A 26,637-nucleotide genomic window follows, 5' to 3' on the forward strand; every position below is an offset into this window, starting at 1 on the left:
CGGATCTGCGTATCCTTGGTGGGCTAGGAATAGCAATTGGAGACGTGCCAGAGCGGCCGAATGGACTTCACTGCTAATGAAGGGTCGGGGTTAAACTCGACCGGGGGTTCAAATCCCCCCGTCTCCGCGTTTGGCCCCGGTCCTGGACCGGGGCCTTTTGCGTTTCAGGGTGCCCCTGGCCAGTCCTAAGCCCGTTGGCGAATCAGCGCCTTGAAGGTTCGGAAACGCGAACAAGCTTCTGATACGCCGGGCGTGGGCCCGGTCCGCGGAAAACGCTGTCCGGTAGCCGGACGCTGGGCGCGCAGGCTTTGCCGCAGTGGCAGGATTAGCGCATGGCGGCACGCAGCAACTCAACCCAACCGGATGTGGGCCGGGCGGCATGGAATCCACGCCTGGCGCTTCTGGTGGCGGCAACGTTCTTCATGGAATTCCTGGACGGCACGGTCCTGACCACGGCCATTCCCAGCATTTCGTCGGACTTCGCCATCCCCGCCGCCGACGTCAACATCACCATGACCGCGTACCTGCTGACGGTAGCCGTCGGCATTCCCATCAGCGGCTGGCTGGCGGAACGGTTCGGCGCCAGGCGGATCTTCTGCGCGGCCATCGCCATCTTCACGCTCGCTTCCCTGGCCTGCGCCCTCAGCCAGGACCTTGCCACGCTGACGCTGAGCCGCATCGCCCAGGGCGTTGGCGGGGCCATGATGGTGCCGGTGGGAACCCTGGTGGTCCTGCGCGGAACGCCGAAATCCGAATTACTGCGTGCCACCGCCTTCCTGGTGTGGCCCGGGCTCCTGGCACCCGTCCTCGCGCCGCTGGTAGGCGGCGCGCTCACTACGTACCTTTCCTGGCATTGGATCTTCCTGGTGAACATTCCCCTTGGTGCCGCCGCATTTGCCGCCGCCCTGCGCCTGGTCCCCCCGGCTCCGGGAGATCCGCACCGGCGGCTGGACTGGCCCGGAATGGCCCTGACCACGGTGGGGGTGGGCGCACTCGTGGCCGGTCTGGAACTGGCCAGCAGCCATCCTGAACTGCCCTGGGCCGGGATCAGTGCCGCCGCCGGGGTTGCCGCCCTGGCCGGGGCCGTGTTCTGGATGCGCAGGACTCCCCATCCGCTGTTCAACCTGCAGGTCTTCCGCACCCGGACCTTCCGGGCCATGGCCACCGGCGGGTTCATTTACCGGGTCACCATCAGTTCAGTGCCGTTCCTGCTGCCCCTGATGTTCCAGACCGGGTTCGGCTGGTCTCCCCTGCATGCCGGGGCGCTGGTGGCGGCCGTGTTCATTGGGAATATCGGGATCAAACCGGCCACCACCCCGCTGATCCGGAAGTTCGGTTTCAAGGCAATGCTGGTGTTCGCCTCGCTGGCCTCCGCCGTCACCTTCGCCCTCTGTGCCCTGCTGACACCGCAGACCCCTGAGGCGTTGATGTTTGTGCTGCTGGTGTGCAGCGGGGCCTTCCGCTCCATCGGTTTCTCGGCTTATGCCTCCGTGCAGTACGCCGACATCCCGCCGGCACAGCTGACCTCCGCCAACACGGTGTCGGCCACCCTGGTACAGCTGGCCACCGGCTCGGGTATCGCGGTGGCAGCCCTGCTTATCCGGACCTTTGACGGGCTGGCCCTCGGACCGCAGGACCCCGCCGGGCCCTTCCGCGGCGCTTTTGTGGCAATGGCCGTCCTGATGCTGGCCAGCACCGCGGACAGCATCCTGCTCCCCCGCCATGCGGGGGCAGCCGTCAGCCGGCCTGGGCCAAAACCAGGGGAAGCACCGCTCCCGCCCCGGCCTGCCGAAGGGCGCGCCCCGCGACGGTAAGGGTCCACCGGCTGTCGGCGAGGTCATCAATCAGCATGACCGTCTGGCCCTGGACGGACTGCAGGGCGGCTTCGAGCTCCGGGCCCACCACCAGCCTGTCCCACACGCCCGCCAGCCGGTAAGCGCTGTTTCCGCCGCGTCCGCCGGTGGGACCGCCGTGCGCCGGCTGCAGATCACCAAGGTAGGGAATGCGCCCGATCTCGGAAATCCCCCTGGCCAGCGAGCCCACCAGCTGCGGTTTGCTGCGGGACGGCATACCCACGATGGCGGCCGGCCTGCCCGCGCCGCTCCAGCCCGGGTTCCGGGCATCGCCGGTTCCCCATTCGCGCAGGACCTGCACGCAGGCCTGGAGCATGCCGGGATCCACCGGCCGGTCCTCCGCGCCGGCGGCAAACAGCTCCCGCAAGGCACCGCCCCACCCCAGGTCGGTCAGCCGGGCCAGGACACGTCCCTCCGAAAGGCCCTCTGCCGGCTTGAGCTTTCCTTTCACCGGTACTCCCAGCCGGTCCATCCCGCTGGGCCACTGAAGGCGCGGTTCAAGGACGCCGCCGGCCCTGCTCAGGGTCTGGCCGGCCGCCGCCGTGGCATCGGCTGCCACGTCTGCCGGGAACCACCGGCCGGCGCAGTTGTCGCACCGCCCGCAGGGACGGGCCGTCTCGTCATCCAGGACCGAGGTGATGTATTCCATCCTGCATCCTGCGGTGTCCTGGTAGATCACCATGGAGTCCTGCTCGTCCACCCGTGCCTCGGCAATGCGGCCGTAGCGTTCCGCGTCATAAACCCAGGGCTGGCCGGTGGACCGCCATCCCCCGCCGACCCGTTCCACCGCCCCGTCCACCGACAACACCTTCAGCAACAGCTCAAGCGGCGTGCGGCGAAGGTCCACCCTGGCCTCCAGCGCCACGGTTGACAGGGCGGTTCCGGCTTCAGCCAAGGCCGTCAGCACGGCTCCGGCCTTCTCCTCGGACGGCATGGACGCGGTGGCGAAGTACTGCCAGATCTCACGGTCCTCCGCGCCCGGGAGCAGCAGGACGTCCGCGTTGGCGGCACCACGTCCGGCACGCCCCACCTGCTGGTAGTAGGCGACGGGCGAGGACGGCGCACCGAGGTGGACGACGAAGCCAAGATCGGGCTTGTCGAAGCCCATCCCCAGGGCGGACGTGGCCACCAGCGCCTTGACCTGGTTGTCCTTCAGTAACTGCTCGGCCCGTTCACGGTCTGCGGGATCGGTCCGTCCGGTGTAGGCGAGTACGTTGTGCCCCGCTTCTGACAACAGGCGGGCGGTGTCCTCGGCCGCGGAAACGGTAAGGGTGTAAATAATCCCGCTGCCCGGAAGATCGGCCAGGTGGGTCAGCAGCCAGCCCAGCCGTTCCTTGGAGTCACGGAGCGACAGGACACCAAGCCGCAGCGAGTCACGGCCCAGGGAGCCGCGGATGGTCAGGACTCCCTCACCGAGCTGCTCTTCGATATCGTGCACCACGCGTGAGTTGGCCGTGGCGGTGGTCGCCAGGACGGGGACGGAATCCGGCAGCCGCGTGATGAGGTCCGCGATCCGGCGGTAGTCGGGGCGGAAGTCGTGCCCCCAGTCGGAAATACAGTGGGCTTCATCGATGACCAGCAGGCCGGTCCGGCGGAGCAGTTCGGGCAGCTGGGTTTCGCGGAACGCGGGATTGGTCAGCCGCTCCGGCGAGACGAGGAGGACGTCCACCTCATCGGCGGCCAATTGGCCACGCACGGTGTCCCACTCCAGCTGGTTGGCGGAGTTGATGGCAACGGCACGCACCCCGGCCCGGGCGGCGGCGGCCACCTGGTCCCGCATCAGGGCAAGCAGCGGCGAGACGATCAGGGTGGGCCCGGCGCCCCGGCGCCGCAGCAGCAGGGAGGCCACGAAGTACACAGCCGACTTGCCCCAGCCGGTGCGCTGCACCACCAAAGCCCGCCGCCCGCCGTCGACCAGTGCCTCAATGGCCTCAAACTGCCCGTCATGGAAGACCGCGTCCGGGTGCCCCACCAGGCCCCGCAGGACCTCAAGCGCTTCGGCATGGGTGGCGGTGCCCGATGCGCCGGGAGCTGCCATGTCTGCAACGGCGGTAGCGGAAACTGTGGACGTGTACTGGTTATCGGCCATTGGTTCAGTATCCCAGCACCCTCCGACACCCTGCACAGCCGCGGGCTGCTATGTGGAAAGCCGGCCGCAAAGCGGACCTGTTACGAAAGTGCTCCCCAATCCACATTGGCCGGAAGCGCTGCCCACGTAAGATAAAGCCCGTGACTAGCGAACAGACAACGACATTTGACCTTTCGGCATCCTTCAAGGCCTACGACGTCCGTGGGATTGTAGGCGAGTCGATCACCGCCGAAATCGTCGAAGCCGTGGGGGCTGCGTTCGTGGATGTCCTGCAGCTCGAAGGCCAGACCATCGTGGTGGGCGGGGACATGCGCCCCTCCTCCCCCGAGTTCACCAAGGCCTTCGCCAACGGAGCGGCAGCCCGCGGCGCCAATGTGGAGCTCCTGGACCTGATCTCCACCGATGAGCTGTACTTTGCCTGCGGGTTCCTCAACCGCGCCGGGGCCACCTTCACCGCCAGCCACAACCCCGCCGAATACAACGGCATCAAGATGGCCAAGGCGGGCGCCGTCCCCATCTCCTCCGAAACCGGCCTCAAGGAGATCCAGGCCCTCGCGGAGCAGTACCTCAACTCCGGGTCAATCCCCGCAGGCGGCACGCGCGGCCTCATCAGTGTCCGCGACGTGCTCAAGGACTACTCCGAGTACCTCCGCAAGCTCGTTGACCTCTCCGCGTCCCGCCCCCTGAAGGTGGTGGTGGATGCAGGCAACGGCATGGCCGGCCTGACCACCCCGGCCGTCCTGGGTGACGCGCTGCTGCCCAAGCTGCCTTTCGACATCGTTCCCCTGTATTTCGAACTGGACGGTTCCTTCCCCAACCACCCGGCCAACCCCCTGGAGCCGGAAAACCTCCGCGACCTGCAGGCAGCTGTCATCGAACACGGCGCGGACATCGGCCTGGCCTTCGACGGCGACGCCGACCGCTGCTTTGTCATCGACGAGAAGGGCGAGCCCGTCTCGCCGTCGGCCATCACCGGCATGGTGGCCCGCCGCGAGATCGCCCGCGCCAAGGCCCAGGGCGAGGAAAAGCCCGCCATCATCCACAACCTGCTGACCTCCCGCGCCGTCGCCGAACTGGTGGAGCACGACGGCGGCCGCGCCGTCCGCACGCGCGTGGGCCACTCCTTCATCAAGGCAGTCATGGCAAAGGAAGGCGCAGTATTCGGCGGCGAGCACTCCGCCCACTTCTACTTCCGCGACTTCTGGAACGCTGACACCGGCATGCTGGCCGCCATGCACGTCCTGGCAGCCCTGGGCGAGCAGGACGGCCCGCTCTCCGAGCTGGCCCGCGAATACGAGCCGTATGTCAGCTCCGGCGAGATCAACTCCGAGGTGGAGGACAAGCCCGCAGCGGTGGAGCGGGTGCGCCAGGCCTTCGCGGACGAGGACCTCACCGTGGACAACATGGATGGCAGCACGTTCACGGCCAACGACGGCAGCTACTGGTTCAACCTCCGCCCTTCCAACACCGAACCGTTCCTGCGGCTCAATGCCGAGGCAACGGACCGGGCCACCATGGAACGCATCCGCGACCGCGTCCTGTCCCTGGTGCGGGCCTAGCAGCGGATGGCTGACCACACGGGGCAGGCAGCGGGCGGAACCGGCGGGCAGGAAAGCTGGCGCGATTCCGTCTCCGAGGCCACGGCAACTGACCTGGAGAACCTCCTGGGCACGGGCGTCAGCGCGGCCCAGGAGCAGCTCCAGCGCAACGGCGGTTTCCTGCCTTTCGCGCTGACAGTCCAGAACGACGGCGAGGTGCGGCTGGTGGCCGTCTCGCCTGCTGATGCCGCCGACGGCGCGGACGGGGATTTCGACGCGGATGCCATGATCCACGACCTTCAGGCCCTCCTCCGCCAGAACCGGGACGATTTCCGCGCCGCCGCGGTGGTCTGCGACATCCTGCTGGTGGAGGAGGATTCGGACGCCATCCATGTGGCCGCCGAACACCGCGACGGATCCCTGTTTGCGGCCGTGCTGCCATACTCCGCCAACGCAACCACACAGTCCTGGGAGTTCGGCGAACTGGGCGCGGACGCCAGCGAGCCTGCGATCTGGGTGGACTAGACCGGACCCGCAGCCATGAAGATCAATGCCTTCGCTGACGTCAGCCTGCGAGCACTCATGGTGCTCGCAGCCGTTCCGGACGGCACGCTGCTCACCACCCAGAGCATCGCGGACGCGGTGGGCACACCCTACAACCATGTCAGCAAGGCCATGGCCAAACTGCGGAGCATGGGCCTGATTGAGGTTGTCCGGGGCCGGTCCGGCGGTTCCCGGCTCAGCCATGCGGGCCGGATCGCCTCCGTGGGCCAGATCCTGCGGCAGCTTGATACCCGCACCGATCCTGCCGATTGTGTTGCGCCTGGCGGCAACTGCCCGCTCATTAACGAGTGCAAACTGCGCGGCGCACTGGCCCGCGCCCGCGAAGCCTTCTATGCGGAGCTGGACTCCGTGGTGATCGCGGAACTCCCCCAGGCCCGGCAAATGGCTCCGGTCTTCCAGATGATCGGCCTCCGCCCGGGGCTTTGAACCGACTATCCGAGCGCAGGCTCCCGGTTTGATTTCAAACTTCTACAAGGTGTAGAACTGAGGCAGAAATACTCGTATTTCAAATATGAGTTTTCCTCCGGCCGGACGAAGGCCCCGGCCACTACCTCAGGAGTTCAGATGCTCTCGGACAAGTCCCGCCCCGTCATTGAGGCCACCCTGCCGCTGGTCGGTTCCCGGATCGGATCCATCACCCCCAACTTCTACGCCCGCCTGTTCGCGGCGCACCCCGAACTGATGGATGGCCTGTTCAGCCGCTCCAACCAGCGCTCCGGCAACCAGCAGCAGGCCCTCGCCGGGAGCATCGCCGCCTTCGCCACCCATCTGGTGAACAACCCGGGCACCCTGCCGGAAACTGTCCTTTCGCGCATCGCGCACCGGCACGCCTCCCTGGGCATCACGGAGCCGCAGTACCAGGTGGTCTACGAGCACCTGTTCGCCGCCATCGCCGAGGACCTGGCCGAGGTGATCACTCCTGAAATCGCCGAAGCCTGGACCGAGGTGTACTGGCTGATGGCGGACGCCCTGATCAAGCTCGAAAAGGGCCTCTACGCCGCGCAGGCCAACGACAAAATGTGGACGCCCTGGCGGGTGGCAGCCAAGGCACCGGCAGGAACCGGGTCCATGACCTTCACCCTGGAGCCGGCCGACGACACCCCCGTCACCCCCGCCCTGCCCGGCCAGTACATCAGCGTCAAAGTGGCCCTCCCGGACGGGCTGCGCCAGGTCCGCCAGTACTCCCTCTCCGGCGATGCAGGCACCAGCCGCATCTTCACCACCAAGCTGGACGACGGCGGCGAGGTCTCCCCCGTCCTGCACCACACCGTCCAGGTGGGCGACGTCGTCGAGATCTCCAACCCCTACGGCGAGATCACGCTCAAGGAGGGCGACGGCCCCGTGGTCCTCGCCTCCGCCGGCATTGGCTGCACGCCCACCGCCTCCATCCTCCGCTCCCTCGCCGAATCAGGCTCCGACCGGCAGGTCCTGGTGCTGCATGCCGAAAGCACCCTGGACAGCTGGGCCCTGCGCAGCCAGATGACGGACGACGTCGAGCGCCTGGACGGCGCGGAACTCCAGCTGTGGCTGGAGAAGCCGGTGGAGGGCGCCCGGGAAGGGTTCATGTCCCTGCGCGAAGTGGACCTTCCGGCGGACGCCTCCCTCTACCTCTGCGGCCCCCTGCCGTTCATGAAGAACATCCGGAACGAGGCCATCAACGCCGGCATCCCGGCCACCAAGATCCACTACGAGGTCTTCGGCCCGGACATCTGGCTCGCCAGCTGAAACAGCCATCCAACGACGGCGGCCCCGCACCTTTTCGAAAAAGGTGCGGGGCCGCCGTAGTGGCTTCAGCAGTGACTAGTGCTTGGCCATGCGTTCCTTGAGGGAAGCGAGCTCGGCACGCAGGGCATCCGGGAGTGAATCCCCGAACTTGGCGTACCACTCCTCGATGGAGGCCAGCTCGGCGTCCCATTCCCCGCGGTCCACGCGGACAGCGTCCTCCACGTGGGCGTGGGTCAGGTCAAGGCCGGTGAGGTCAAGTGAATGGCCGGCGGGCACGAAGCCGATGGGCGTTTCGACGGCGTCCGCCTTCCCTTCGATCCGCTCGATGGCCCACTTCAGGACGCGGGCGTTGTCGCCGAAGCCGGGCCAGGCAAATCCACCGTCGGCGGTGCGGCGGAACCAGTTCACCAGGAAGATGTGCGGCAGGCGTTCGGGGTTGGCCTTCCCGGAGACGCTGATCCAGTGCTTCAGGTAGTCGCCGGCGTCGTAACCGATGAAGGGCAGCATGGCCATCGGGTCGCGGCGGAGCACGCCGACCTGTCCGGCGGCTGCGGCCGTGGTTTCGGAGGAAAGGGTGGACCCCATGAAGATGCCGTTGGTCCAGCTGCGTGCCTCGGTGACCAGGGGAACGGTGGTCTTGCGGCGGCCGCCGAACAGGATGGCCGAGAGCTCCACGCCTTCCGGGCTGTAGTATTCCTCGGCAAGCATGTCCACCTGCGAGATGGGGGTGCAGAACCGGGAGTTCGGGTGGGCGGCGGGACGGCCCGAATCGGGGGTCCAGGAGTTGCCCTGCCAGTCGGTCAGGTGCGCCGGAACCTCGTCGGTCATGCCCTCCCACCAGACGCCGCCGTCGTCGGTCAATGCCACGTTGGTGAAGATGCTGTGGCCCTTGGCAATGGCGCGCATGGCGTTCGGGTTGGTGCCCCAGCCGGTGCCGGGGGCTACGCCGAAGAGGCCGGCCTCCGGGTTGGTGGCGCGCAGCTCGCCTTCCTTGCCGATCCGCATCCAGGTGATGTCGTCGCCAAGGGTTTCGACTTCCCAGCCTTCAATGGTGGGGTCGAGCAGGGCAAGGTTGGTCTTGCCGCAGGCCGAGGGGAAGGCCGCGGACATGTAGTACGACTTCTTCTCCGGCGAGGTGAGCTTGAGGATGAGCATGTGCTCGGCCAGCCAGCCCTCGTCACGCGCCATGACCGAGGCGATGCGCAGGGCGTAGCACTTCTTCCCAAGGAGGGCGTTGCCGCCGTAGCCGGAGCCAAAGGACCAGATGGAGCGCTCTTCGGGGAAGTGGACAATCCATTTGTCCGGGTTGCAGGGCCACGGCACGTCGTCCTGGCCGGGGGCCAGCGGTGCGCCGAGGGAGTGCAGGGCCGGAACGAAGAAGGCGTTGGTGGCCGTAATCCTGTCCAGGACCTCGGTGCCGATGTTCGCCATGATGCGCATGGAAGCGACAACGTAGGCGCTGTCGGTGATTTCCACGCCGAACTTGGGGTCCTCTGCGTCGAGGTGGCCCATGACGAACGGGATGACGTACATGGTGCGGCCGCGCATGGAACCGGCGAACAGCCCGCGCAGCTTCTCCTTCATCTCCCGCGGTTCCATCCAGTTATTGGTGAAGCCGGCGTCACGCCGGTTTTCCGAGCAGATGAAGGTCTGTTCCTCGACGCGGGCGACGTCGGCGGGATCGGAGAACGCAGCGAAGGAGTTCGGGAAGAGGTCCTGGTTGAGCCTGGTCAGGGTGCCGGCAGCAACAAGCTCGTCGGTAAGGCGGGTGTTTTCCTCTTCGGACCCGTCAACCCAGTAAATGCGGTCCGGCTGCGTAAGCTCAGCAACCTCTTCGACCCATGCCAGCAGGCCGGCATGTGTGGTGGGTGCTTTCTCAAGCAGCGGCTTCTGCGCCAGATCGCCCATTGCAGTTCCCTTCCTCGGGTTCATCGGTGTGAGCTAAATGCTATGGTCCGGACCAGTGGAGTTTTTGGGGAGCTTGACTGACATCTCCGGTCACCAAAAGTGAATTCCGCGGAAAATCAAGGAATTATTCCCGCAAAAACGCCGATTAAGTGACAAAGGTCACCTATACCGGTCTAGTTGCGGAAATTACAGTCGGTTCGATTTGGCACTACGGGCCCTGCTCGCGTAAAGTAATTCGAGGTTCGGGGAGAGCGGTTCTTCTCCCGGGACACGGAATGCGCCCATAGCTCAGCTGGATAGAGCGTCTGTCTACGGAACAGAAGGTCAGGGGTTCGAATCCCTTTGGGCGCACCAACAAGGTCCGCACCGGCTCGCCGGTGCGGACCTTTTTTGTGCAGCCGGGCCCGTGATCCCCGGCTAGGCTTTGCACATGATGCCCGACGCCGCTGAGCGCGAATTTGATGTTGTTGTTATCGGCGCAGGCGCCGTGGGGGAAAACGTGGCCGGCCGCGTTGTGGAGGGCGGGCTCACCGCCGTGCTCGTGGAAGCGGAACTGGTGGGCGGCGAATGCTCCTACTGGGCCTGCATGCCATCGAAGGCACTCCTGCGGCCCGGCACCGCGCTGCACGGAGCACAGACGACGCCGGGCGCCAAGGAAGCAGTCACCCGTACCCTCGATGCCGCGGCCGTCCTGGAACGCCGAAACTATTTCACCTCCAACTGGCAGGACGACAGCCAGGTCTCATGGGTGGAGGACACCGGCATCGACCTGGTGCGCGGCCATGCATGGCTGACCGCCCCCAAGGCGGTGGAGGTGGCAGGCCTGGACGGTACCCGCCACCTGCTGCGGGCGCGGCATGCCGTAGTACTCGCCACCGGCTCCACCCCCAACACCCCGCCCATCGACGGTCTGCAGGATGTACAGGTCTGGGGAACCCGTGAAGCCACATCGGCGGCCGAGGTTCCGGAGCGCCTGGCAGTATTGGGCGGCGGCGTGGCCGGCGCCGAACTGGCCCAGGCCTTCGCCCGCCTGGGCTCCAGCGTGACCCTGGTGGCGCGCAGCGGGCTGCTGGGCAACTTTCCGGAGGAGGCCGCGGCACTGGTTGCGGCAGGACTGCGCGCGGACGGCGTCGAACTCCGCTTGAACACCGCCACCAAGCGCATCAGCGAGAACGGCGACGGCACCCTCACCGTCAGCCTGGGCGACGGAACCGACGTCACGGCCGAGAAGGTCCTGGTCTCAACGGGCCGGCATCCGGCCCTCGAAGGCCTGGGCCTGGAGAGCGTCGGGTTCGAGCCGGACGGCTCCGGGCACCTTTCGCTCACCACGGACACCTCCGGCCTGGTCCAGGGAACCCCCGGTGACGAACCCTGGCTGTACGCGGTGGGAGACGCCGCCGGCCATAACCTTTTCACCCACCAGGGCAAGTACGAGGCGCGGGCCACCGCTGACGCCATTGCCGCACGGGCCAGGGGCGAGCTCAAGGGCACGCCCGGCGAGTGGACCCGCTTCGCCCAGACGGCCAACCAGCACGCCGTGCCCAGCGTCGTCTTCACGGACCCCGAGCTGGCCAGCGTGGGACGCACCCTGCAGGCGGCCAGGAAGGACGGGTACAACGCGTCCTCGGTGGAGCTGCCCATCCAGGTGGCCGGATCGTCGCTCCATTCGGAGAACTACGAAGGCTGGGCCCAACTGGTGGTTGATGAAGACCGACGGGTCCTCCTTGGCGCAACGTTCGCCGGCCCGGACGTGGCGGAACTGCTGCACGCGGCCACGATCGCCGTGGTGGGCGAGGTGCCGCTGGACCGCCTCTGGCATGCCGTCCCCTCCTACCCCACTATCAGCGAGGTGTGGCTGCGGCTGCTGGAGAAATACGGCCTGTGACACTTATTTGAACTGACCAGTCAGTTCGGTTAGCCTTGATGCAGACCATTCCTGCGAAAGGCAAGCCTTGCTCTCAGCACTCCAGCTCCATGCCAAAGGACGCCGGGACCCGCTGCTTCCGCCAACCTCGCTGGCCGTGGGCCGCGGCGAACTGCTGCTCGTTACCGGTGACCGCCAGGACCAGCGCACCGCTTTGTCCCTCCTGCTCAGCGGGAGGATGAAGGCTTCGGGCGGCCAGGTCGGCTGGGACAACAGTTCCCGGACCAAGCAGCTCCGCCTGGCAGCGGCCCTGGTGGACTCCCCCGGCGTCAATGAACCTGAAGAACACCTCAGCGTCCGCGACCTGGTGACCGAGGACCTGGCCCTGATACCCCGGCGCTACCGCGGGGCATTGCTCAGCGGCCCGTGGCTCAAGGTCAACCGGTTCGAGGACATCGCGGGCCTCTGGACGGAACAGCTTGAACCCCGCCGGCGGCTCGAACTCCTCACGGCGCTGGCCCTGGCCAACCCCCGCACGGACCTGCTGGTGGTGGATTCCCCGGACCGCCACAGTGCAGATGAGCTCACCTGGCTGCCGCGCCTGCAGCAGCTGGCGTACGACGGCGGGCGGCCGCTTGCCGTCGTTGCGGCCGTCAGCGCCGTCCCCGGCTCATGGGACGGGCCCGTCGCCGCCATCGGCAACGCCGCCCCGGAGCCGGCCCCTGCCGCGGAAGCCGGGCCGGACCCGGAAAACCAGGAAACCCCACTCGAAACAGAGGTTGCCAAGTGACTGTCCTGCGGCTGGCCCGCTCCGAACTCAAGCGCATGACCGGCGGCCTGCTCCCCAAGCTGACCATTCTGGCGCTGACCATGGTCCCCCTCCTCTACGGCGCGGTGTACCTCTACGCGAACTGGGATCCGTACGGCCACCTCAACAACCTGGACGCAGCCCTGGTGGTGGAGGATGCGGGCGCAACCACGGCGGACGGCAGCCGGCTTGAGGCCGGAACAAAAGTGGCGGACAGCCTGGTGGAAGGCAATGTCTTCCACTGGGTGCCGGTGGCCAGCTCCACGGAGGCCGACGCGGGTGTGAGCAGCGGGCAGTACGCCTTCGCACTGAAGATCCCCAAGGACTTTTCGGCCAACCTGGTATCGCCCGGCAGCTTCGACTCGGCCAGCCAGGCCATGTTGAACGTGACCACGAACGACGCCAACAACTACCTCCTGAGCACGATCGTGGACAAGCTGACCACTGCCGTGCACTCCAGTGTCGCCAAGGAGGTGGGTGAGGAGACCGCCAACCAGCTGCTCACCGGGTTCGGCACCATCCACTCCAAGATGGTCGAGGCCGCGGACGGTGCCACCCGGCTGGCAGACGGCGTGGCCACGCTCAGGGACGGAACGGTCACCCTCCACGAGGGGACCTCGGCCCTGAGCAGCGGGGCGGACCAGTTGTACGCCGGCCAGCTGAAGCTGCGGGACGGCGCCAACCAGCTGACCGACGGCGCGGGGCAGCTCAGCAGCGGACTGTCAGTCCTGAAGGACAAGACGGCCACCCTGCCAACCGATACCCAGACCCTCGCGTCCGGCGCCGCCCAGGTGGCTGCCGGGAACGCCCAGTTGAACGCCAAGGTCCAGGATGTGGCGGCGCAGCTGGAGGCAGCGGACCAGGGACTGCGCTCCCGGGTGGTGGAGTCCAACAGCAGGCTCGTCGCCTCGGGCGTCCTGACGCAGGAGCAGGCGGACAAGGTGCTGGCGGATTTCGACGCCGCCGCGGCATCCAGCCCCGTGGCAGCGGCCAAAAGCAGGATCCAGACGGATGCGGCCCAGGTCCAGCAGCTGGCCCGCGGTTCCGAGGCGGTCAGTGTCGGCGCAGCCCAGCTGGCAGCCGGGATGCCGGCCCTCAGGGACGCGATCGCGCAGGCCTCGGCAGGGGCTGACCAGCTGCACACGGGCGCTGCCGCGCTGGCAGCCGGTGAGCAGTCCGCCGTCGACGGTGCCGCCGGCCTTGCGGACGGAGCACGGAAGGTGGATGCGGGGGCAGCGCAGGTGTCCGACGGAGCGGCCCAGGCCGCGACGGGGTCCCGTACTCTCGCCGACGAGATCGGGAAGGGCGCCGGCCAGGTCCCCAACCCGGACGATGCCCAGAAGAGCAACCTGTCCCAGGTCATGGCCGATCCTGTGGCGGTCAGCAACGTCTCGCAGGCCAAGGCCGGATCGTACGGTGCGGGGCTGGCGCCGTTCTTCCTCACGCTCGCCCTGTGGATCGGGATCTTCATGCTGGTCCAGGCCATGCGCCCCATCACCCAGCGGGCACTGGCCTCCAACGCGCCGTCGTGGAAGATCGCGTTGGGCGGCTGGCTTCCCTTCCTGCTGGTCTCGGTGGTGCAGGCGTCGCTGCTGACCCTGGTGGTGGACGTGGCCCTGGGCCTGGACCCGGCGCACCCGGTCCTGATGTGGCTGTTCATGCTCGCCGCTGCCATGGCGTTCAGCGCGCTCATCCAGGGTGTGGTGGCGCTGCTGGGTTCGCCGGGCAAGCTGGTGGTGCTCATCCTGCTGGTCCTGCAGCTGGTGTCATCCGGCGGCACGTTCCCGTGGCAGACCACCCCGCAGCCGCTGCACGTGGTGCATCAGGTCCTGCCCATGGGTTACGTGGTGACCGGGATGCGGCACCTGATTTACGGCGGTGACCTGTCCATGATTGCCCCCACGCTGGCGGGCCTGCTGGGCTACACCCTGCTGGGGGCGGCCATGTCCACCCTCGCAGTACGCAAGAACAAATACTGGACGCTCAAGACACTGAAACCGGAGATCGCGGTATGAGCACCGAACCCACGGCCGCGGGCAAAGGGCTCCGGCCCGCCCGCACCAACGCCACCCGCCAGAAACTGTTCGATGCCTCCATGGAGCTGATCGGCGAGCGCGGCGCGGCCAGTGTCACGGTGGATGAGATCGCAGCGGCGGCCGGGGTCTCCAAGGGCACCGTCTACTACAACTTCGGCAGCAAATCGGAGCTGATCGCGCAGCTTCTGCGGCACGGTGTGGACATCCTCAAGGCGCAGCTGCTCGAGGCCGCGGACAGCGAAGGCACCGGCCGGGACCCCTTGCTGGCCATGGAAGCGATGATCGGCCAGGCCATGGATTTCATGGCCGAGTACCCTTCCTTCGCCCGCCTGTGGGTCAGCGAGAACTGGCGGATCCCCAGCGAATGGCAGGGCACCTTCTCGGTCCTGCGCCGCGAGCTCCTGGAGGTCATTGGCCAGGCCGTGGAGAGGGTGGCCAAGACCTATCCCGTGGACGAATCGGTGTCCCGGGGCAGCCTGGAGACGGCCATCTTTGGGGCCTGCTTCGTAGTGGGCCTGGACCGGCAGACCTACAACCCCGAGCGCACCCGTGACCAAAGTGTTGCAGCAATCATGGCCATCATGCGCGGCTACGTCCTCAAGGAGCCGGCTCCTCGGGGATGATGGAGCACATGCGCCATACGGGGAAGAGCGGAAAGTTCGCGGTCATCTGCGGCGTCGTCGCTGCGGGGCTGCTGGTACTCACGGCGATGACACTGGCCGAACCGGTCTTCCTGGCTTTCCTGGGCGTCCTGGGGCTGGCCTACCTCGGCGCGCTTGCCGAGATCCTGGTCAGGCGGCGGCGGTTTGCCCTGCTGGCCGCGGGCGCCGGGACCGCCCTGGCACTCGGCTTCTCCCTGGCGTTCGTCAGCACGTGGGAGCTGGCGTTCAGCGGCCAGTCCTCATTCCTGGGCACCCCACTCCCCACGGACGACCCCGACAACTACTTCGTGGGTGCCGCCTGCGCCCTTGCCGGAACCTTCGGGATCCTCTTCCTGGGTGCCTTATGGCCGGGAAGGGGCCAGGCAATGCCGGCCCGCAGGCCTTCCTCCGCCAGGCGCGGAAGTCCCCAGGCAACGCGCCCCTCCGCGCGCTCCGGCAACCAGGCCTCCGCCCCTCAGCGGGCCTCCGTCACCCGTAGACCGTCCGGCGGCTCTTCGACCGCAGCCAGGCGCCCGTCGTCGTCCGCCTCCCCCTCAGCCAGGCCGGCACCCAGGTCCGGGAGCGGCTCCGCTTCCCGGCGCTGACGCCGTCTGCCCGCACCGGTGAGCACCGCCGTCGCCACCCCGCCCAGGAGGAGCAGCCCGCCCGCCAGCTCCGTTGGCGACGGCACCTCCCCGAGCACCAGCCATGCAGCACTCATGCCCACCACGGGGACCAGCAAGGTGAACGGAACAACAGCCGACGACGGGTGGCTGGCCAGGAGCCGGTTCCAGATTCCGTAGCCCACCAATGAGGCGAAAACAGCGGTGTAGAGGGCGCTGAGCATGGTTGGCCCCTGGAGATTGGACAGCGAGTCCCACACGGCGCCCGGCCCGTCAACCACCAGCGACAACGCCCCCAGCGGCAGTGGCACCACAGCTCCGGACCAGACAACCAGCCCCAGGCCGGAGGCAGCCCTGGCCTTCCGGGCAATGACGTTTCCGGCTGCCCAGGACAGTGCCGCCGCCAGGACGATGACCAGCGGCAGGAGCGGTGCCACGGCGCTTCGTCCCACGGCCACCAGGGCGAGTCCTGCTACCCCCAGCCCGACACCCGCCAGCTGGCGTGCGCTGGGCCGCTCATGCAGGAACCCGGCGGCGAGCAGGACGGTCAGGAGCACCTGTGCCTGAAGCACCAGCGAGGCAAGACCGGCCGGCATGCCAAGCGCCATGGCAAGGTACAGAAGGCCGAACTGGCCGGCGCTCATGAAAAGTCCGACGCCGATAATGGCCTTCCAGCCCACGTCCGGCTTCCTGACGAAGAAGATCCAGGGGACAACCACCAGGACGAAACGCAGCGCGACGAACAGCAACGGGGGAAAATTCCGGCCGCCGGCGTGGAGCCCGATGTCGATGGCCACGAAATTCAGGCCCCACAGCAGGGCTACAAGGACGGCAAGGAGGGATTCGCGCAGGCTCACGCTCCCACTCTGGCAGAGGTATCAATGAAGCACCAGCGCGTAATTCAGCACTGAATCGTGTACGTTTTCTTCATGATCGACATCGGGTCGCTGCGCGCCCTTGCGGCAATCGAGCAGCACGGGACGGTTATTGCGGCGGCGGAAGCCATGGGATTCAGCCCGTCCGCCGTGTCCCAGCAGGTGAAGAAGTTGGAGAAAGAGGGCGGCTTCGCTGTCCTGGAACGCCGCGGCCGCGGGGTTCTGCTCACCGAGCGGGGGCTGGCCCTGGCGGCTTACGGGCGGCGCATCTTGGCAGAGCTGGAGGAGTTGGAGTCCACGCTGCTGGCAGACCCGGCAAAGCCCAGCGGCAGCCTCCGCATCGTTTCCTTTTCCACTGCCTGCCGCGGACTGGTGGGGCCTCTGCTGGCCCAGGTTGGGCAGTCGGGGGCGGCGCTCGACATTTCCGTCCTGGCGGAGGACCCGCGCGAGGCCGTAGCCAGGGTAGCCAACGGCGAAGCCGACCTGGGCCTGGTGCACAACTGGAACTCCGTCCCGCTGGTGATCCCTGAGCACCTGGCGCTGGAGTGGCTGTGCGAGGACGTGGCCGATGTCCTGGTCCACCGCGGGCATCCACTCGCACTTAGGGCGGAAGTTGACCCTGCCCAGCTTGTCGACGAGCGCTGGATCAGTACGCCGGCCGGCGCGATCTGCAATGAAGCGCTCCTGCGGATCTTCGCCGACCTGGGCCGGGTTCCGGACATCAGGGTTTACGATCCTGATTTTGCCACGCACATCGCTTTCGTGGAGCAGGGCGTGGCGGTTGCACTGGTGCCCCGGCTGGGACGCCCGGCGCTGCCTCCGGACGTCGTCGCAATTCCAGTGGTCAATCCGGTCCAGGCGCGGCAGGTGGGGTTGGTCTATCGCAGGACCATGACGGCCAGTCCGGGCATCAGGCACGTCGCGGCGCTGCTGCGCGGCATCGCGGCGGATGGGCCAGGAGCCGGTGAGGCTGGGAGCCAGTGAGCCCGGTAGCTGGTGAGGCTGGGGCTAGTGGGCCCGGGGCACCTTGAAGCGGGTGATCCGGGCATCCTGCCCATCGAGTTCCGCCCACGTTTTCTCCGTCTCCAGGACGGTAAGCGCATTGGTGGGAAAGCGGGTGGCGGCGTCCATGTAGGCGTCGTGGTCGGAGTCGCGGGAGGCGAGGTGCATGGCCAGGTCCTGCACGCCGGGCAGGTGCGCGATCACCATCAGGGTGGTCACGGTGTCCGGCACGTGGTTGACCACGGTGAGCATGCGGAGGGCCGAGGCCGCATACAGGCCGTCTTCCAGCTTGGGCGTCGGCGCTTTGTCGCCGAGTTCGGAGCAGACCCAGGTGCAGGTCTGCCGCGTGCGGAGCGCGCTGGAGCACAGGATGAAGTCCGGGACGATGTTGTGCTTGAGCAGCCAGCGGCCGGCCAGCGGCGCCTCCCGGTGCCCGCGCTCCTCGAGCGGCCGCTCATGGTCGGCCACCCCGCCGGGCCAGTCGGCCTTGGCGTGGCGCATGATCACAAGGCGTCGGACATGGTGCGAACTCATGGCCCAAGCCTAGCCCCAGCAAAAGCATGCCCACAGTGACACAAGGACCCCCAGAGGGCGGACGCCTCCCGTAAAGAGGAACTAGATCGAGTACTCCGGAGCGGCCCAGACAACAACTTCCGGGTGCTCGTAGAACCGGTAGCCCTGGCCGCGGACGGTGCGGACGGTGTTGGCGAGGCGGCCCAGTTTGGAGCGGAGGCGGCGGATGTGGACGTCGATGGTTCGCTCGTTGGGAACCTCTTCGGCGTTGCGCCAGAGACCTTCGAGCAGTTCGTCACGGCCCACGGTGCGGGTTCCGTTTTCGACGAGGTAGTTGAGGAGTTCGAACTCCTTGAACGTCAGGTTCAGGGATTCGCCGTCGAGGTGGACTTCGCGGCGGGCGAGGTCGATGAGCACGCCGGAGGGGCGCGGTTCCTGCGGCTGGGCAGGGCGCGGGGTTTCCGAGCGCTGGCGGGAGTTCACGGTGGGGTCGCCGAAGGTGGAACGGACGACGTCGAGAGCGGAACCGGGGGTGCCGGCCGGGGCTACTGCGACGGCGGCGTAGCTTTCGGCGCCGGAGACCAGCGACTGGGCGTATGCGCGGATTTCCTGCGCGAGCTTGGCGATGGAGGTTCCGGCTGCTGCTGCGGTCTCCTCGTCGATGCCCATGTAGAGGACGAATCCGCGGGCGACGTTCTCGTTGGCGACAGGGCGGACCTGGTTGGCGCCGGGAACGACGGGGGTGGGAGCGGTCACCGGCGCGGAGTCTGCGGGATGTACGGCGCGGAGCTGCCCGTATGAGTTGGGGTTGTATCCCTGCGGGGCGAAACCCTGGCCGGGGAAGCTGCTTCCGGGAGTGGAGGGAGCGAGTGCCGGGCGCGGGCCGAAACCGGGACGAAGGCCGGAGGGCTGGCCTGCCTTGGCGGCGTTACGGACTGAGATGTGGACGTATCCGGATGCAACTGACATGAAATGCTTACCTCAATGTGAAATGGCCGTTTTCGCGGCTCGAATGCTGGCTTCCCCGTCACAGGAACCGGGGATGGGCGCCCGACGCTGGGCTTGGGGGCGAATGCCTAAGAACTTCGTTGGGTGGGAAGGTCAGGCGTGCATTCGACAACAGCGCATGTCGGCAGCAGCGGATGTGCTGGGCCAATATTCTGCGGCTGCAGGTGCTGTTGAGTTCTTGTTCACATTGGAAGTGTGCAGCGTAACAATGCCAACTTGCAAGTAACAATGGACCAAATCGTCCGCATTGTGAGACGAAACGCAGGATTGTGCGGTAGATCACTATTTCGGAAGAGGGATTTATTTTTGATGCTTATCCGGTGGATGGCCTTCTATCTACCCGTTTGCAGAACATTATTCGCTCGAATCAGATTTGACCGAATCTCTCTGAAATTCAACCGTTTGACATAGAATCGGCTGGACAGGCTCCTCTCCTGTCCAGCCGACATTCCCTCTCCTCCAGAATTTTTTTGCCGCGGGACCGTCGGGTGCCCGGCCCCACATGGTTCGCCCCGTTCGTCTTTGCGTGTCAGTTACTGCTTGCTCCGGAGCCCGGAGTGGTTGCCGTGCCGGATGTTGCCAGCTGGATGGTCTGGGCGGTGTAGGTGTCCGAATCCTTCACGGCCGTCACCCGGACGCCCGCTCCCGTGGTCACGTTGGACATGCTGAGCGTGCTGCTGGTGGATGCACTGCCCCGCTGCCGCATTCCCTGCGTGACCTGCACGCCGGAACCGACCGCATAGGTACGGGAGAAGCCGTCCCCGCTCTTGACGGTCAGGGAGGTCGCGGAAACCTCCGTGACCGTGCCTGTCTGGCCCGCCATGGTCACGTAGGTCGAATCCTGGAGGACCACGTATTCGGAGTGGACGGCAGCGTTCAGGCCGGCCACTCCCATCCCCAGGCCACCGGGGCCGCCGTCCATGCCCATTCCGCCGTCCACGCCGCTTTGGCCGCCGGGGCCCATCATGCCGCCCTGTCCGGTCATGCCGCTTTGCCCTCCCGGGCCCAACTGGCCCGCGGCACCTGTGCCCTGGCCGTTGTTCGCGGACGCCGCAGTGGCACCGTTCCCGGCAGCGTAGGCGCCGGCACCGGCCGCGGCGCCCACAACCACCGCCACGCCGCCTACCAACAGGCCCTTCTTCGCGGTCCAGTTTCCTTTCCCGGAACGGGACGACGTGCCGGAGGCGTTCGGCTGCGGCACGCCCCACCCACCGCCGGCGTTTGGCACCTGGCCATCTGCCGCCGTCGTACCCCAACCTGCGGAAGGCGCAGCGGAAGCGGATGAACCCCAACCCTGCGCAGGCTGCCCCTGGGGTGACCGGGCCGGCTCCCCGCGGCCGCTGGTACTGCCTGCGGGGACACCCCATCCTGTGGCTGCCCCGTCCCGGTCGGTGCCGTCGGCTGCCCCGCCCCAGACTGGAGCCGGCTGGGGCGTGTGTCCTGAGGCGCCGGGTTGCCCCGATGCCCCGGGGACGGCGCGGTCGTCTTGCTGATCCATGGCTTTCTCCAAGAAGTTGAAACTGATGGTGGTGATGCTGTTGTTCCAACAGGGTCTGCCGCCATGCTGTGCGGCGGCTGTGCGGCAGGCCAAGCCTGCCTGTGACCTTCGGGGCCGCATCCCCAGGGCAGAGCTTGCGTTGGGTTCAGGTGGCTAGGCTGGACCTCACAGCTGGAGCACAGCAACGGCAAAGCGTCGGCAAACCGACAGATCGGAGAGTTGTCCCATGGCATCCCCGCACTCCATGACCAACAACCTTCCCCAGCTCACCCACCCGGACGGGTCGCCGATCCGCGCCCTGGTGGTGGATGACGAGCCGAGCCTGTCCGAGCTCATGAGCATGGGCCTGCGCATGGCGGGCTGGTCTGTGGCCGTGGCAGCCGACGGTCCCACTGCCGTCAAGCTCGCCAAGGACTTCCACCCGGATGTCCTGGTGCTGGACGTCATGCTGCCGGGGTTCGACGGCGTGGAGCTGCTGGGCAGGATCCGCGCCTTTGCGCCGGAGGTGCCTGCGCTCTTCCTGACGGCCAAAGACGACGTCCAGGACCGCATTGTGGGACTGGCCGCCGGCGGGGACGACTACGTCACCAAGCCCTTCAGCATGGAGGAAGTCCTGCTGCGCCTGCACCGGCTGGTGCAGCGTTCCGGCGTGGCCGCCATGGACACTGCCGAACTGGTGGTCGGCGACCTGGTGCTCAATGTGGACACCCGTGAAGTCACCCGTGCCGGGGAAGGGATCCAGCTGACGGCAACACAGTTCGAGCTCCTCCGGTACCTGATGGAAAACCCCAAGCGCGTGGTCAGCAAGGCCCAGATCCTGGACCACGTCTGGGATTACGACTTCGGCGGCCAGGCGAACATCGTGGAACTGTACATTTCCTACCTGCGCAAGAAGATCGAAGCCAACCATCCGCCGATGATCCACACCGTGCGCGGAGCAGGCTACGTCATCAAGCCCGCAGACTAGCCAAAGGAAACGCGTGTCCCTTTCCGGTGTCCCCCGGCCCACCGGCCGGTCCTGGTTCAACCCGTCCACCTGGCACCTCCGCACCCGCCTGATCCTGCTCTCCATGGCGCTCCTGGTGGCCATCTCCAGCGCCATCGGCGTGGTCAGCTACGCCTCCATGGATGTGGTCCTGACCAACCAGCTGGACTCGCAGCTGATGCTGGCCTCCCGCGGACGGCCGCCGGAGGGCAACCCGTCCGGCCGACCGGACCCCCTCGATGCCCGGGGCCAGAGTGTGGGGACGCTCAACGCACGGGTGGTGGGCGGCCAGGTCAGCCGGGAGGCGGGCTTCCTGTCTTCCGATGCCACCCGCACGGCGCTGACTTCCGCCGATGTGGCCACCCTGCAGGCGTTGCCCCGCAATGGCCTTCCCGTGGACCGCAAGCTGTCCAACGGCGATTACCGGCTGATGGCCACGGCCACCCCTTACGGCGACGTGGTGATCACCGGCCTGCCGCTGGCAACGAAACAAAGCACCGAGGCCTCGCTGGTGCTCACGATGGTGCTGGTGTCACTGGGCGGCCTGGTCGTGATCGGGCTTGCGGGCACTGCCTTGATCCGCCGGACCATGCGTCCGCTGGAACAGCTGTCCGACGTCGCCACCAAGGTCTCCAAACTGCCCCTCGACGCCGGCGAGGTGGCGCTTGCCGTGCGCGTACCGCCGTCCGCAGCGCATCCCACCACCGAGGTGGGCAGCGTGGGCCATGCCCTGAACCTGATGCTGGACAACGTCTCCAGCGCCCTGGAGGCCCGGCAGCGCAGCGAGATGAAGGTGCGCCAGTTCGTTGCGGACGCTTCCCATGAGCTCAGGACGCCCCTGACCGCCATCCGCGGGTACACCGAGCTGATGCGCATGACCGAGACCTTTACCGAGGACGGCCGGAAGTCACTGGGCCGCGTCCAAAGCCAGTCCGAGCGCATGACCGCGCTGGTGGAGGACCTGCTCCTGCTGGCCAGGCTTGATGAGGGCAAGGCAACCGAAACCACCGATGTGGACCTTACCCAGCTGGTGGTGGAAACCGTCAGCGATGAAAAGATCATGGCCCCGGACCACACGTGGCAGCTGACGCTGCCCGACGAGCCCGTCACGGTCCGCGGGGATGCCACCCAGCTGCACCAGGTGCTGGCCAACCTGCTGTCCAACGCCCGGAAGCACACACCGGCCGGCACCACCGTAACCACCGGGTTGATGCGCTCGGCCGATGGGAGCGTGGTGGTGACGGTTACCGACGACGGGCCCGGCATCCCCGCCGAATTCCAGGGCAACATCTTTTCGCGCTTCACCCGGGCCGACGCCGCCCGCTCAGGCTCAGAAGGCTCGTCGGGCCTGGGCCTGTCCATCGTCGAATCCATCGTCATGGCCCACGGAGGCACGGTGGAACTGGTGTCCCGGCCAGGCAGGACCGAGTTTGCGGTCCGCCTTCCCGTGCCCGGACCCGCCGCCGCCTGACCGCCACACACGCAGAGGGCGGTGGCCACTGAAGGCCAAGCCCGCGCCAGTTGCACAGCGCCGGTTGCACAGCGCCAGTTACACAGGCACATCACAGGTTGCGCCTAAAGCCCTCAAATCCGGCGGCGCCACTCTTGATCCATGACGCTCACCGACTCCACTTCAGGAACCCTGCCGGACGCCGCGGTGGCCCCGGCGGGCCTTCCTCCCCGCGGACATGCCGTACGGCGCGCACCCGTGAACACCCGCGCCACCGTTCCGGTCCTTGACGTGACCATCCCCGTTTTCAACGAGGAACGGGACCTTGAGGAATGCCTCCGCCGGCTCCACGGGCACCTGCTGGATACCTTTCCGCACAGCTTCCGGATCACCGTGGCGGACAACGCCAGCACGGATGGAACCCTGAAGATCGCCGAGCGGCTGGCCCGGGAGTTCCCTGAGCTCGTGGCGGTCCACCTGGACGAGAAGGGCCGCGGCAACGCCCTGCGCAAAGTGTGGCTGGCCTCCCCGTCACCGGTGCTGGCCTACATGGACGTGGACCTTTCCACCGACCTCGCCGCCCTGCCGCCGCTGCTGGCGCCCCTGATTTCCGGGCATTCGGACCTCGCCATCGGCACCCGGCTGACCCGCAACTCCCGCGTCGTCCGCGGGCCCAAGCGGGAGTTCATCTCACGCAGCTACAACATGATGCTGCACTCGTTCATGGGCGCGCGGTTCAGCGACGCGCAGTGCGGGTTCAAAGCCATCCGCGCCGACGTCGCCCAGCAGATCCTGCCCTACACCGTGGACAACTCCTGGTTCTTCGACACCGAGCTTTTGGTCCTCGCCGAACGCTGCGGCCTGCGTGTCCATGAGGTCCCCGTTGACTGGATCGACGATCCCGATTCCAGCGTGGACGTGGTACGCACAGCACTGGCCGACGTGAGGGGAATGGCCCGCCTCACCCGCGACTTGGTCTACGGTCGCATCCCGGTCCCGGAACTGCGCGCAGCCCTGGCACGGGGTCCGATCCCGGCGTCCTCGCGGTCCGGTGAGCAGACACGCGGCAGCAGCCTTTTCGGCCAGCTGGTCCGGTTCGCCGCGATTGGCGCCGCCTCAACCCTGGCGTACCTCCTGATCTTCGTGTTCTGCCGGGGATTCATGGACCCGCAGTTGGCCAACTTCCTTGCACTGCTGATCACCGCCGTGGCCAACACTGGCGCCAACAGGCGCTTCACGTTCGGCATCCAGGGCGGCAACCCGGTCCGGCACCACTTCGAAGGGCTGATCGTGTTCGGCATCGGCCTGCTGCTCACCTCCGGAGCACTCGCCTTTGTACACCGGACGACGACGCCTGACCGGTGGGTGGAAGTCCTCACCGTTGTGGCGGCGAACCTGGCAGCCACGGCGGTCCGGTTCCTGCTGTTCCGGCTCTGGGTGTTCCGCGGCAACCACGGCAACCGGACCACCAAAGACGCCCCCACTTCGACAGAAACGGCAGCATCATGACCTCCACCATTTCGCCGGCGGACGCCGGCTCACCCGCGGGCCGGCAGCCGTCGCCATCCGGCCACGCTGCCTCCTCCCCCGGGGCGGCCGATACCGCACCCCGCTGGACCCGCTACGCCTTCGGTGCGCAGCCCCGCTGGGTGAGGCCTTCCGCCGCGGGGCTCCTGGCAGCCACGGCGATCCTGTATCTGTGGAACCTGGCAGCAACCGGCTACGGCAACTCCTTCTATGCAGCCGCCATCCAGGCCGGCACCAAGGACTGGACGGCGTTCCTTTTCGGCTCGCTGGACGCAGGGAACGCCATCACGGTGGACAAGCCGCCGGCAGCACTCTGGATCCCCGCCCTCGCAGGGCGCATCTTCGGTTTTTCACCACTGAGCATGCTGGTGCCGGAAGCACTCATGGGGGTGGCCGCCGTCGGGTTCCTCTACTTGGCCGTCAAACGCGTCTCGGGACCTGCCGCAGGCCTGCTGGCCGGCGCTGCCCTGGCGCTGACGCCGGTGGCTGCGCTCATGTTCAAGTTCAACAACCCGGACGCCATGCTCACCCTGTGCCTGGTGCTTGCTGCCTACTTCACCACCCGCGCCATTGAGAGGGCGGGTTGGAAGTGGCTGGTGGCCGCCGGCGCCGTGGTTGGCCTGGCATTCCTGACCAAGATGCTGCAGGGCTTCCTGATTGTTCCCGCGCTGGGACTGGCCTATCTGTGGGCCGCACCCACGCCGGTGGGGCGCCGGCTGGTGCACCTGCTTGGCGCGCTGGGCGGAATCGTCGTGGTTGCCGGCAGCTACATCGCCCTGTTCCAGCTGACACCGGCCTCCGAGCGGCCGTACATGGCAGGGTCCAGCACCAACAGCTTCCTTGAACTGACGTTCGGCTACAACGGACTGGCCCGCCTCACCGGTTCCGGCGAGGGCATGCCCGGCGGGGCCGGGGGTGCTGCTGCCGGCGGTCCCGGAGTCGGCTTCGGCGGCGGCAACGCCGGATTCGGCGGGGCGGCCGGGCTGCTGCGGATGTTCGGCACCAGCTTTGGCGGTGAGGTCTCGTGGCTTCTGCCCGCCGCCCTGGTCCTGCTGGTGGCAGGCCTCTGGTTCACGCGCCGGGAAGTACGCACCTCCCCGGGCCGCGCGGCCCTGATCCTGTGGGGCGGCTGGCTCGTGGTCACCGGAGGTGTCTTCAGCTTCATGAGCGGCATTGTCCATCCCTACTACTCGGTGGCACTGGCGCCGGCGATCGCAGCGCTGGTGGGCATAGGCGCAGTGGAGCTCTGGCGTGGCCGCAGCTACTGGCCGGCCCGGATCGTCCTCGCCGTGACCGTCCTCGGCACCTCTGTGTGGTCGGCAGTCCTGCTGGGCCGCGACACGTCGTGGCTCCCCTGGCTGCGGGTCGCCATCATCGTGCTCGGCGTCCTCGCCGCCGCCGCAATCCTCCTCCGCCTCGACGCACTGGGCACCTCAAAACCGGGCACCTCGAAACTGGGCGCCTCCGGACGGTTCCGCCGGGCCGGTGCGGCCGCCGTCGTCGTCGTATCCCTCCTGGCCGGCGGTCTTGGGACAGCGGGGTGGACCCTCGCCACCGCTGCTTCCGCCCACTCCGGTTCCATTCCGACGTCGGGCCCGGCGGGTTCGTCCGCGGGTGGCTTCGGCAACCGTGCCGCTGGATTCGGCGGCGCACGGGCTGACGGCAGGGAGGCCGCCACTGACGCTGCCAACGGCGCGGGTGGACTCGATCCCTTCGGCGGCATCGACGGCGCAGCCGGCCCCGGAGGTGCCGGGGGTGCCGAGGGCGCCGGGGGCGCCGGCGGCCCGGGCGAAGGATCCGCAGATGCGGCGGTGGCGGCACTCCTGAAGGCCACCACCACGAAGTGGTCCGCGATCGTCTCCGGCGCCAGCCAGGCAGCCAGCCTGGAACTCGCCACGAACACCAACGTCATTGCCCTGGGCGGTTGGAACGGCGGGGACCCCTACCCCACGCTCGCCCAGTTCCAGGACATGGTGGCCAAGGGCGAGATCGGCTACTTCATCCAAGGCGGTGGCATGGGAGGCGGCGGCATGGGTGGCCGCGGCAATTCAGAGGTGGCCGCCTGGGTCCAGGCCAACTTCCAGGCCCAGACCGTAGGCAACTCCACCGTGTACCAACTCACCAAGTAGG

The 26,637-nt window shown here is 67.4% G+C and carries 20 protein-coding genes and 2 tRNA genes; 16 read left to right on the forward strand and 6 right to left on the reverse strand.

Going from position 1 to position 26,637, the window contains the following annotated elements:
- Nucleotides 1-38 precede the first annotated feature (38 nt).
- Nucleotides 39-127: transfer RNA gene (locus ACV095_RS17165), tRNA-Ser, on the forward strand.
- 205 nt (nucleotides 128-332) lie between these two features.
- Nucleotides 333-1,814: an MFS transporter gene (locus ACV095_RS17170; protein ID WP_478222345.1), complete on the forward strand. Its 1,482-nt coding sequence runs from the start codon at nucleotides 333-335 to the stop codon at nucleotides 1,812-1,814.
- Here the strand turns inward: ACV095_RS17170 and ACV095_RS17175 are convergent.
- Nucleotides 1,738-3,942, reverse strand: coding sequence for a RecQ family ATP-dependent DNA helicase (locus ACV095_RS17175; RefSeq protein ID WP_478222346.1), 2,205 nt, complete (start codon nucleotides 3,940-3,942; stop codon nucleotides 1,738-1,740). The two genes, ACV095_RS17170 and ACV095_RS17175, sit on opposite strands and share 77 nt — an antisense overlap.
- A 140-nt stretch (nucleotides 3,943-4,082) precedes the next feature.
- Here ACV095_RS17175 and ACV095_RS17180 point away from each other — a divergent pair, with 140 nt between their 5' ends.
- From ACV095_RS17180 to ACV095_RS17195, 4 genes are all read left to right on the forward strand, one after another.
- On the forward strand, nucleotides 4,083-5,501 hold the full coding sequence (locus ACV095_RS17180) for a phosphomannomutase/phosphoglucomutase (RefSeq protein WP_018771221.1): 1,419 nt from the start codon (nucleotides 4,083-4,085) through the stop codon (nucleotides 5,499-5,501).
- Nucleotides 5,502-5,507: 6 nt separating this feature from the next.
- The gene (locus ACV095_RS17185; protein ID WP_144600277.1) at nucleotides 5,508-6,005 is read left to right on the forward strand and encodes a hypothetical protein; all 498 of its coding nucleotides are present in this window, start codon (nucleotides 5,508-5,510) and stop codon (nucleotides 6,003-6,005) included.
- A 15-nt stretch (nucleotides 6,006-6,020) separates the two neighbouring features.
- Nucleotides 6,021-6,470, forward strand: coding sequence for an RrF2 family transcriptional regulator (locus tag ACV095_RS17190; RefSeq protein ID WP_018771223.1), 450 nt, complete (start codon nucleotides 6,021-6,023; stop codon nucleotides 6,468-6,470).
- Between the two features lie 138 nt (nucleotides 6,471-6,608).
- Nucleotides 6,609-7,769 (forward strand): globin domain-containing protein, encoded by a 1,161-nt coding sequence (locus ACV095_RS17195; RefSeq protein WP_018771224.1) that lies wholly within the window; start codon nucleotides 6,609-6,611, stop codon nucleotides 7,767-7,769.
- A 75-nt stretch (nucleotides 7,770-7,844) separates the two neighbouring features.
- On the opposite strand, the gene ACV095_RS17200 is transcribed toward ACV095_RS17195, so the two are convergent.
- The gene (locus ACV095_RS17200; RefSeq protein ID WP_018771225.1) at nucleotides 7,845-9,677 is read right to left on the reverse strand and encodes a phosphoenolpyruvate carboxykinase (GTP); all 1,833 of its coding nucleotides are present in this window, start codon (nucleotides 9,675-9,677) and stop codon (nucleotides 7,845-7,847) included.
- Between the two features lie 277 nt (nucleotides 9,678-9,954).
- Here ACV095_RS17200 and ACV095_RS17205 point away from each other — a divergent pair.
- The 5 genes from ACV095_RS17205 to ACV095_RS17225 all read left to right on the forward strand — a co-directional run bounded on the left by ACV095_RS17205 (nucleotide 9,955) and on the right by ACV095_RS17225 (nucleotide 15,008).
- Nucleotides 9,955-10,031: transfer RNA gene (locus ACV095_RS17205), tRNA-Arg, on the forward strand.
- Between the two features lie 76 nt (nucleotides 10,032-10,107).
- Nucleotides 10,108-11,562, forward strand: a complete 1,455-nt coding sequence (locus tag ACV095_RS17210; protein WP_478222347.1) for a dihydrolipoyl dehydrogenase family protein — start codon at nucleotides 10,108-10,110, stop codon at nucleotides 11,560-11,562.
- 67 nt (nucleotides 11,563-11,629) lie between these two features.
- Nucleotides 11,630-12,331: a hypothetical protein gene (locus tag ACV095_RS17215; RefSeq protein ID WP_018771227.1), complete on the forward strand. Its 702-nt coding sequence runs from the start codon at nucleotides 11,630-11,632 to the stop codon at nucleotides 12,329-12,331.
- Entirely contained in the window at nucleotides 12,328-14,364 is a 2,037-nt protein-coding gene (locus tag ACV095_RS17220; RefSeq protein ID WP_478222348.1) for a YhgE/Pip family protein, read from the forward strand. Before ACV095_RS17215 ends, ACV095_RS17220 begins: the two co-directional genes overlap by 4 nt.
- Complete coding sequence (locus ACV095_RS17225; protein WP_223993839.1) at nucleotides 14,361-15,008, forward strand: TetR/AcrR family transcriptional regulator; 648 nt, start codon at nucleotides 14,361-14,363, stop codon at nucleotides 15,006-15,008. Before ACV095_RS17220 ends, ACV095_RS17225 begins: the two co-directional genes overlap by 4 nt.
- A gap of 493 nt (nucleotides 15,009-15,501) precedes the next feature.
- Here the strand turns inward: ACV095_RS17225 and ACV095_RS17230 are convergent, their stop codons facing one another.
- Nucleotides 15,502-16,506: an EamA family transporter gene (locus ACV095_RS17230; RefSeq protein WP_144600272.1), complete on the reverse strand. Its 1,005-nt coding sequence runs from the start codon at nucleotides 16,504-16,506 to the stop codon at nucleotides 15,502-15,504.
- Nucleotides 16,507-16,578: 72 nt separating this feature from the next.
- Here ACV095_RS17230 and ACV095_RS17235 point away from each other — a divergent pair, with 72 nt between their 5' ends.
- Nucleotides 16,579-17,508: a LysR family transcriptional regulator gene (locus tag ACV095_RS17235; RefSeq protein WP_478222349.1), complete on the forward strand. Its 930-nt coding sequence runs from the start codon at nucleotides 16,579-16,581 to the stop codon at nucleotides 17,506-17,508.
- Between the two features lie 24 nt (nucleotides 17,509-17,532).
- On the opposite strand, the gene ACV095_RS17240 is transcribed toward ACV095_RS17235, so the two are convergent.
- From ACV095_RS17240 to ACV095_RS17250, 3 genes are all read right to left on the reverse strand, one after another.
- Nucleotides 17,533-18,060, reverse strand: a complete 528-nt coding sequence (locus ACV095_RS17240; protein WP_026266065.1) for a SixA phosphatase family protein — start codon at nucleotides 18,058-18,060, stop codon at nucleotides 17,533-17,535.
- Between the two features lie 81 nt (nucleotides 18,061-18,141).
- Nucleotides 18,142-19,008, reverse strand: a complete 867-nt coding sequence (locus tag ACV095_RS17245) for a winged helix-turn-helix domain-containing protein (RefSeq protein ID WP_056389294.1) — start codon at nucleotides 19,006-19,008, stop codon at nucleotides 18,142-18,144.
- Nucleotides 19,009-19,576: 568 nt separating this feature from the next.
- Nucleotides 19,577-20,545: a hypothetical protein gene (locus ACV095_RS17250; protein ID WP_478222350.1), complete on the reverse strand. Its 969-nt coding sequence runs from the start codon at nucleotides 20,543-20,545 to the stop codon at nucleotides 19,577-19,579.
- A 226-nt stretch (nucleotides 20,546-20,771) separates the two neighbouring features.
- Between ACV095_RS17250 and ACV095_RS17255 the strand changes: the two genes are divergently transcribed.
- The 4 genes from ACV095_RS17255 to ACV095_RS17270 all read left to right on the forward strand — a co-directional run bounded on the left by ACV095_RS17255 (nucleotide 20,772) and on the right by ACV095_RS17270 (nucleotide 26,636).
- The gene (locus tag ACV095_RS17255; protein ID WP_018771234.1) at nucleotides 20,772-21,512 is read left to right on the forward strand and encodes a response regulator transcription factor; all 741 of its coding nucleotides are present in this window, start codon (nucleotides 20,772-20,774) and stop codon (nucleotides 21,510-21,512) included.
- 13 nt (nucleotides 21,513-21,525) lie between these two features.
- Nucleotides 21,526-23,001 carry a sensor histidine kinase gene (locus ACV095_RS17260; protein WP_144600268.1) on the forward strand — a complete coding sequence of 492 codons (1,476 nt, stop codon included), beginning with the start codon at nucleotides 21,526-21,528 and terminating at the stop codon, nucleotides 22,999-23,001.
- Nucleotides 23,002-23,142: 141 nt separating this feature from the next.
- Nucleotides 23,143-24,489, forward strand: coding sequence for a bifunctional glycosyltransferase family 2/GtrA family protein (locus ACV095_RS17265; protein WP_478222351.1), 1,347 nt, complete (start codon nucleotides 23,143-23,145; stop codon nucleotides 24,487-24,489).
- On the forward strand, nucleotides 24,486-26,636 hold the full coding sequence (locus ACV095_RS17270; protein ID WP_478222352.1) for an ArnT family glycosyltransferase: 2,151 nt from the start codon (nucleotides 24,486-24,488) through the stop codon (nucleotides 26,634-26,636). Before ACV095_RS17265 ends, ACV095_RS17270 begins: the two co-directional genes overlap by 4 nt.
- Nucleotide 26,637: the final 1 nt, after the last annotated feature.

This window comes from Arthrobacter sp. JDC6 (assembly GCF_056484025.1).

Excerpts from the sequence above, each read along its gene's own strand:
- ACV095_RS17170 (WP_478222345.1), top strand. The coding sequence starts at position 333 with ATGGCGGCACGCAGCAACTCAACCCAACCGGATGTGGGCCGGGCGGCA.
- ACV095_RS17175 (WP_478222346.1), bottom strand. The coding sequence starts at position 3,942 with ATGGCCGATAACCAGTACACGTCCACAGTTTCCGCTACCGCCGTTGCA.
- ACV095_RS17185 (WP_144600277.1), top strand. The coding sequence starts at position 5,508 with ATGGCTGACCACACGGGGCAGGCAGCGGGCGGAACCGGCGGGCAGGAA.
- ACV095_RS17190 (WP_018771223.1), top strand. The coding sequence starts at position 6,021 with ATGAAGATCAATGCCTTCGCTGACGTCAGCCTGCGAGCACTCATGGTG.
- ACV095_RS17195 (WP_018771224.1), top strand. The coding sequence starts at position 6,609 with ATGCTCTCGGACAAGTCCCGCCCCGTCATTGAGGCCACCCTGCCGCTG.
- ACV095_RS17200 (WP_018771225.1), bottom strand. The coding sequence starts at position 9,677 with ATGGGCGATCTGGCGCAGAAGCCGCTGCTTGAGAAAGCACCCACCACA.
- ACV095_RS17210 (WP_478222347.1), top strand. The coding sequence starts at position 10,108 with ATGATGCCCGACGCCGCTGAGCGCGAATTTGATGTTGTTGTTATCGGC.
- ACV095_RS17225 (WP_223993839.1), top strand. The coding sequence starts at position 14,361 with ATGAGCACCGAACCCACGGCCGCGGGCAAAGGGCTCCGGCCCGCCCGC.
- ACV095_RS17235 (WP_478222349.1), top strand. The coding sequence starts at position 16,579 with ATGATCGACATCGGGTCGCTGCGCGCCCTTGCGGCAATCGAGCAGCAC.
- ACV095_RS17240 (WP_026266065.1), bottom strand. The coding sequence starts at position 18,060 with ATGAGTTCGCACCATGTCCGACGCCTTGTGATCATGCGCCACGCCAAG.
- ACV095_RS17245 (WP_056389294.1), bottom strand. The coding sequence starts at position 19,008 with ATGTCAGTTGCATCCGGATACGTCCACATCTCAGTCCGTAACGCCGCC.
- ACV095_RS17250 (WP_478222350.1), bottom strand. The coding sequence starts at position 20,545 with ATGGATCAGCAAGACGACCGCGCCGTCCCCGGGGCATCGGGGCAACCC.
- ACV095_RS17255 (WP_018771234.1), top strand. The coding sequence starts at position 20,772 with ATGGCATCCCCGCACTCCATGACCAACAACCTTCCCCAGCTCACCCAC.
- ACV095_RS17265 (WP_478222351.1), top strand. The coding sequence starts at position 23,143 with ATGACGCTCACCGACTCCACTTCAGGAACCCTGCCGGACGCCGCGGTG.
- ACV095_RS17270 (WP_478222352.1), top strand. The coding sequence starts at position 24,486 with ATGACCTCCACCATTTCGCCGGCGGACGCCGGCTCACCCGCGGGCCGG.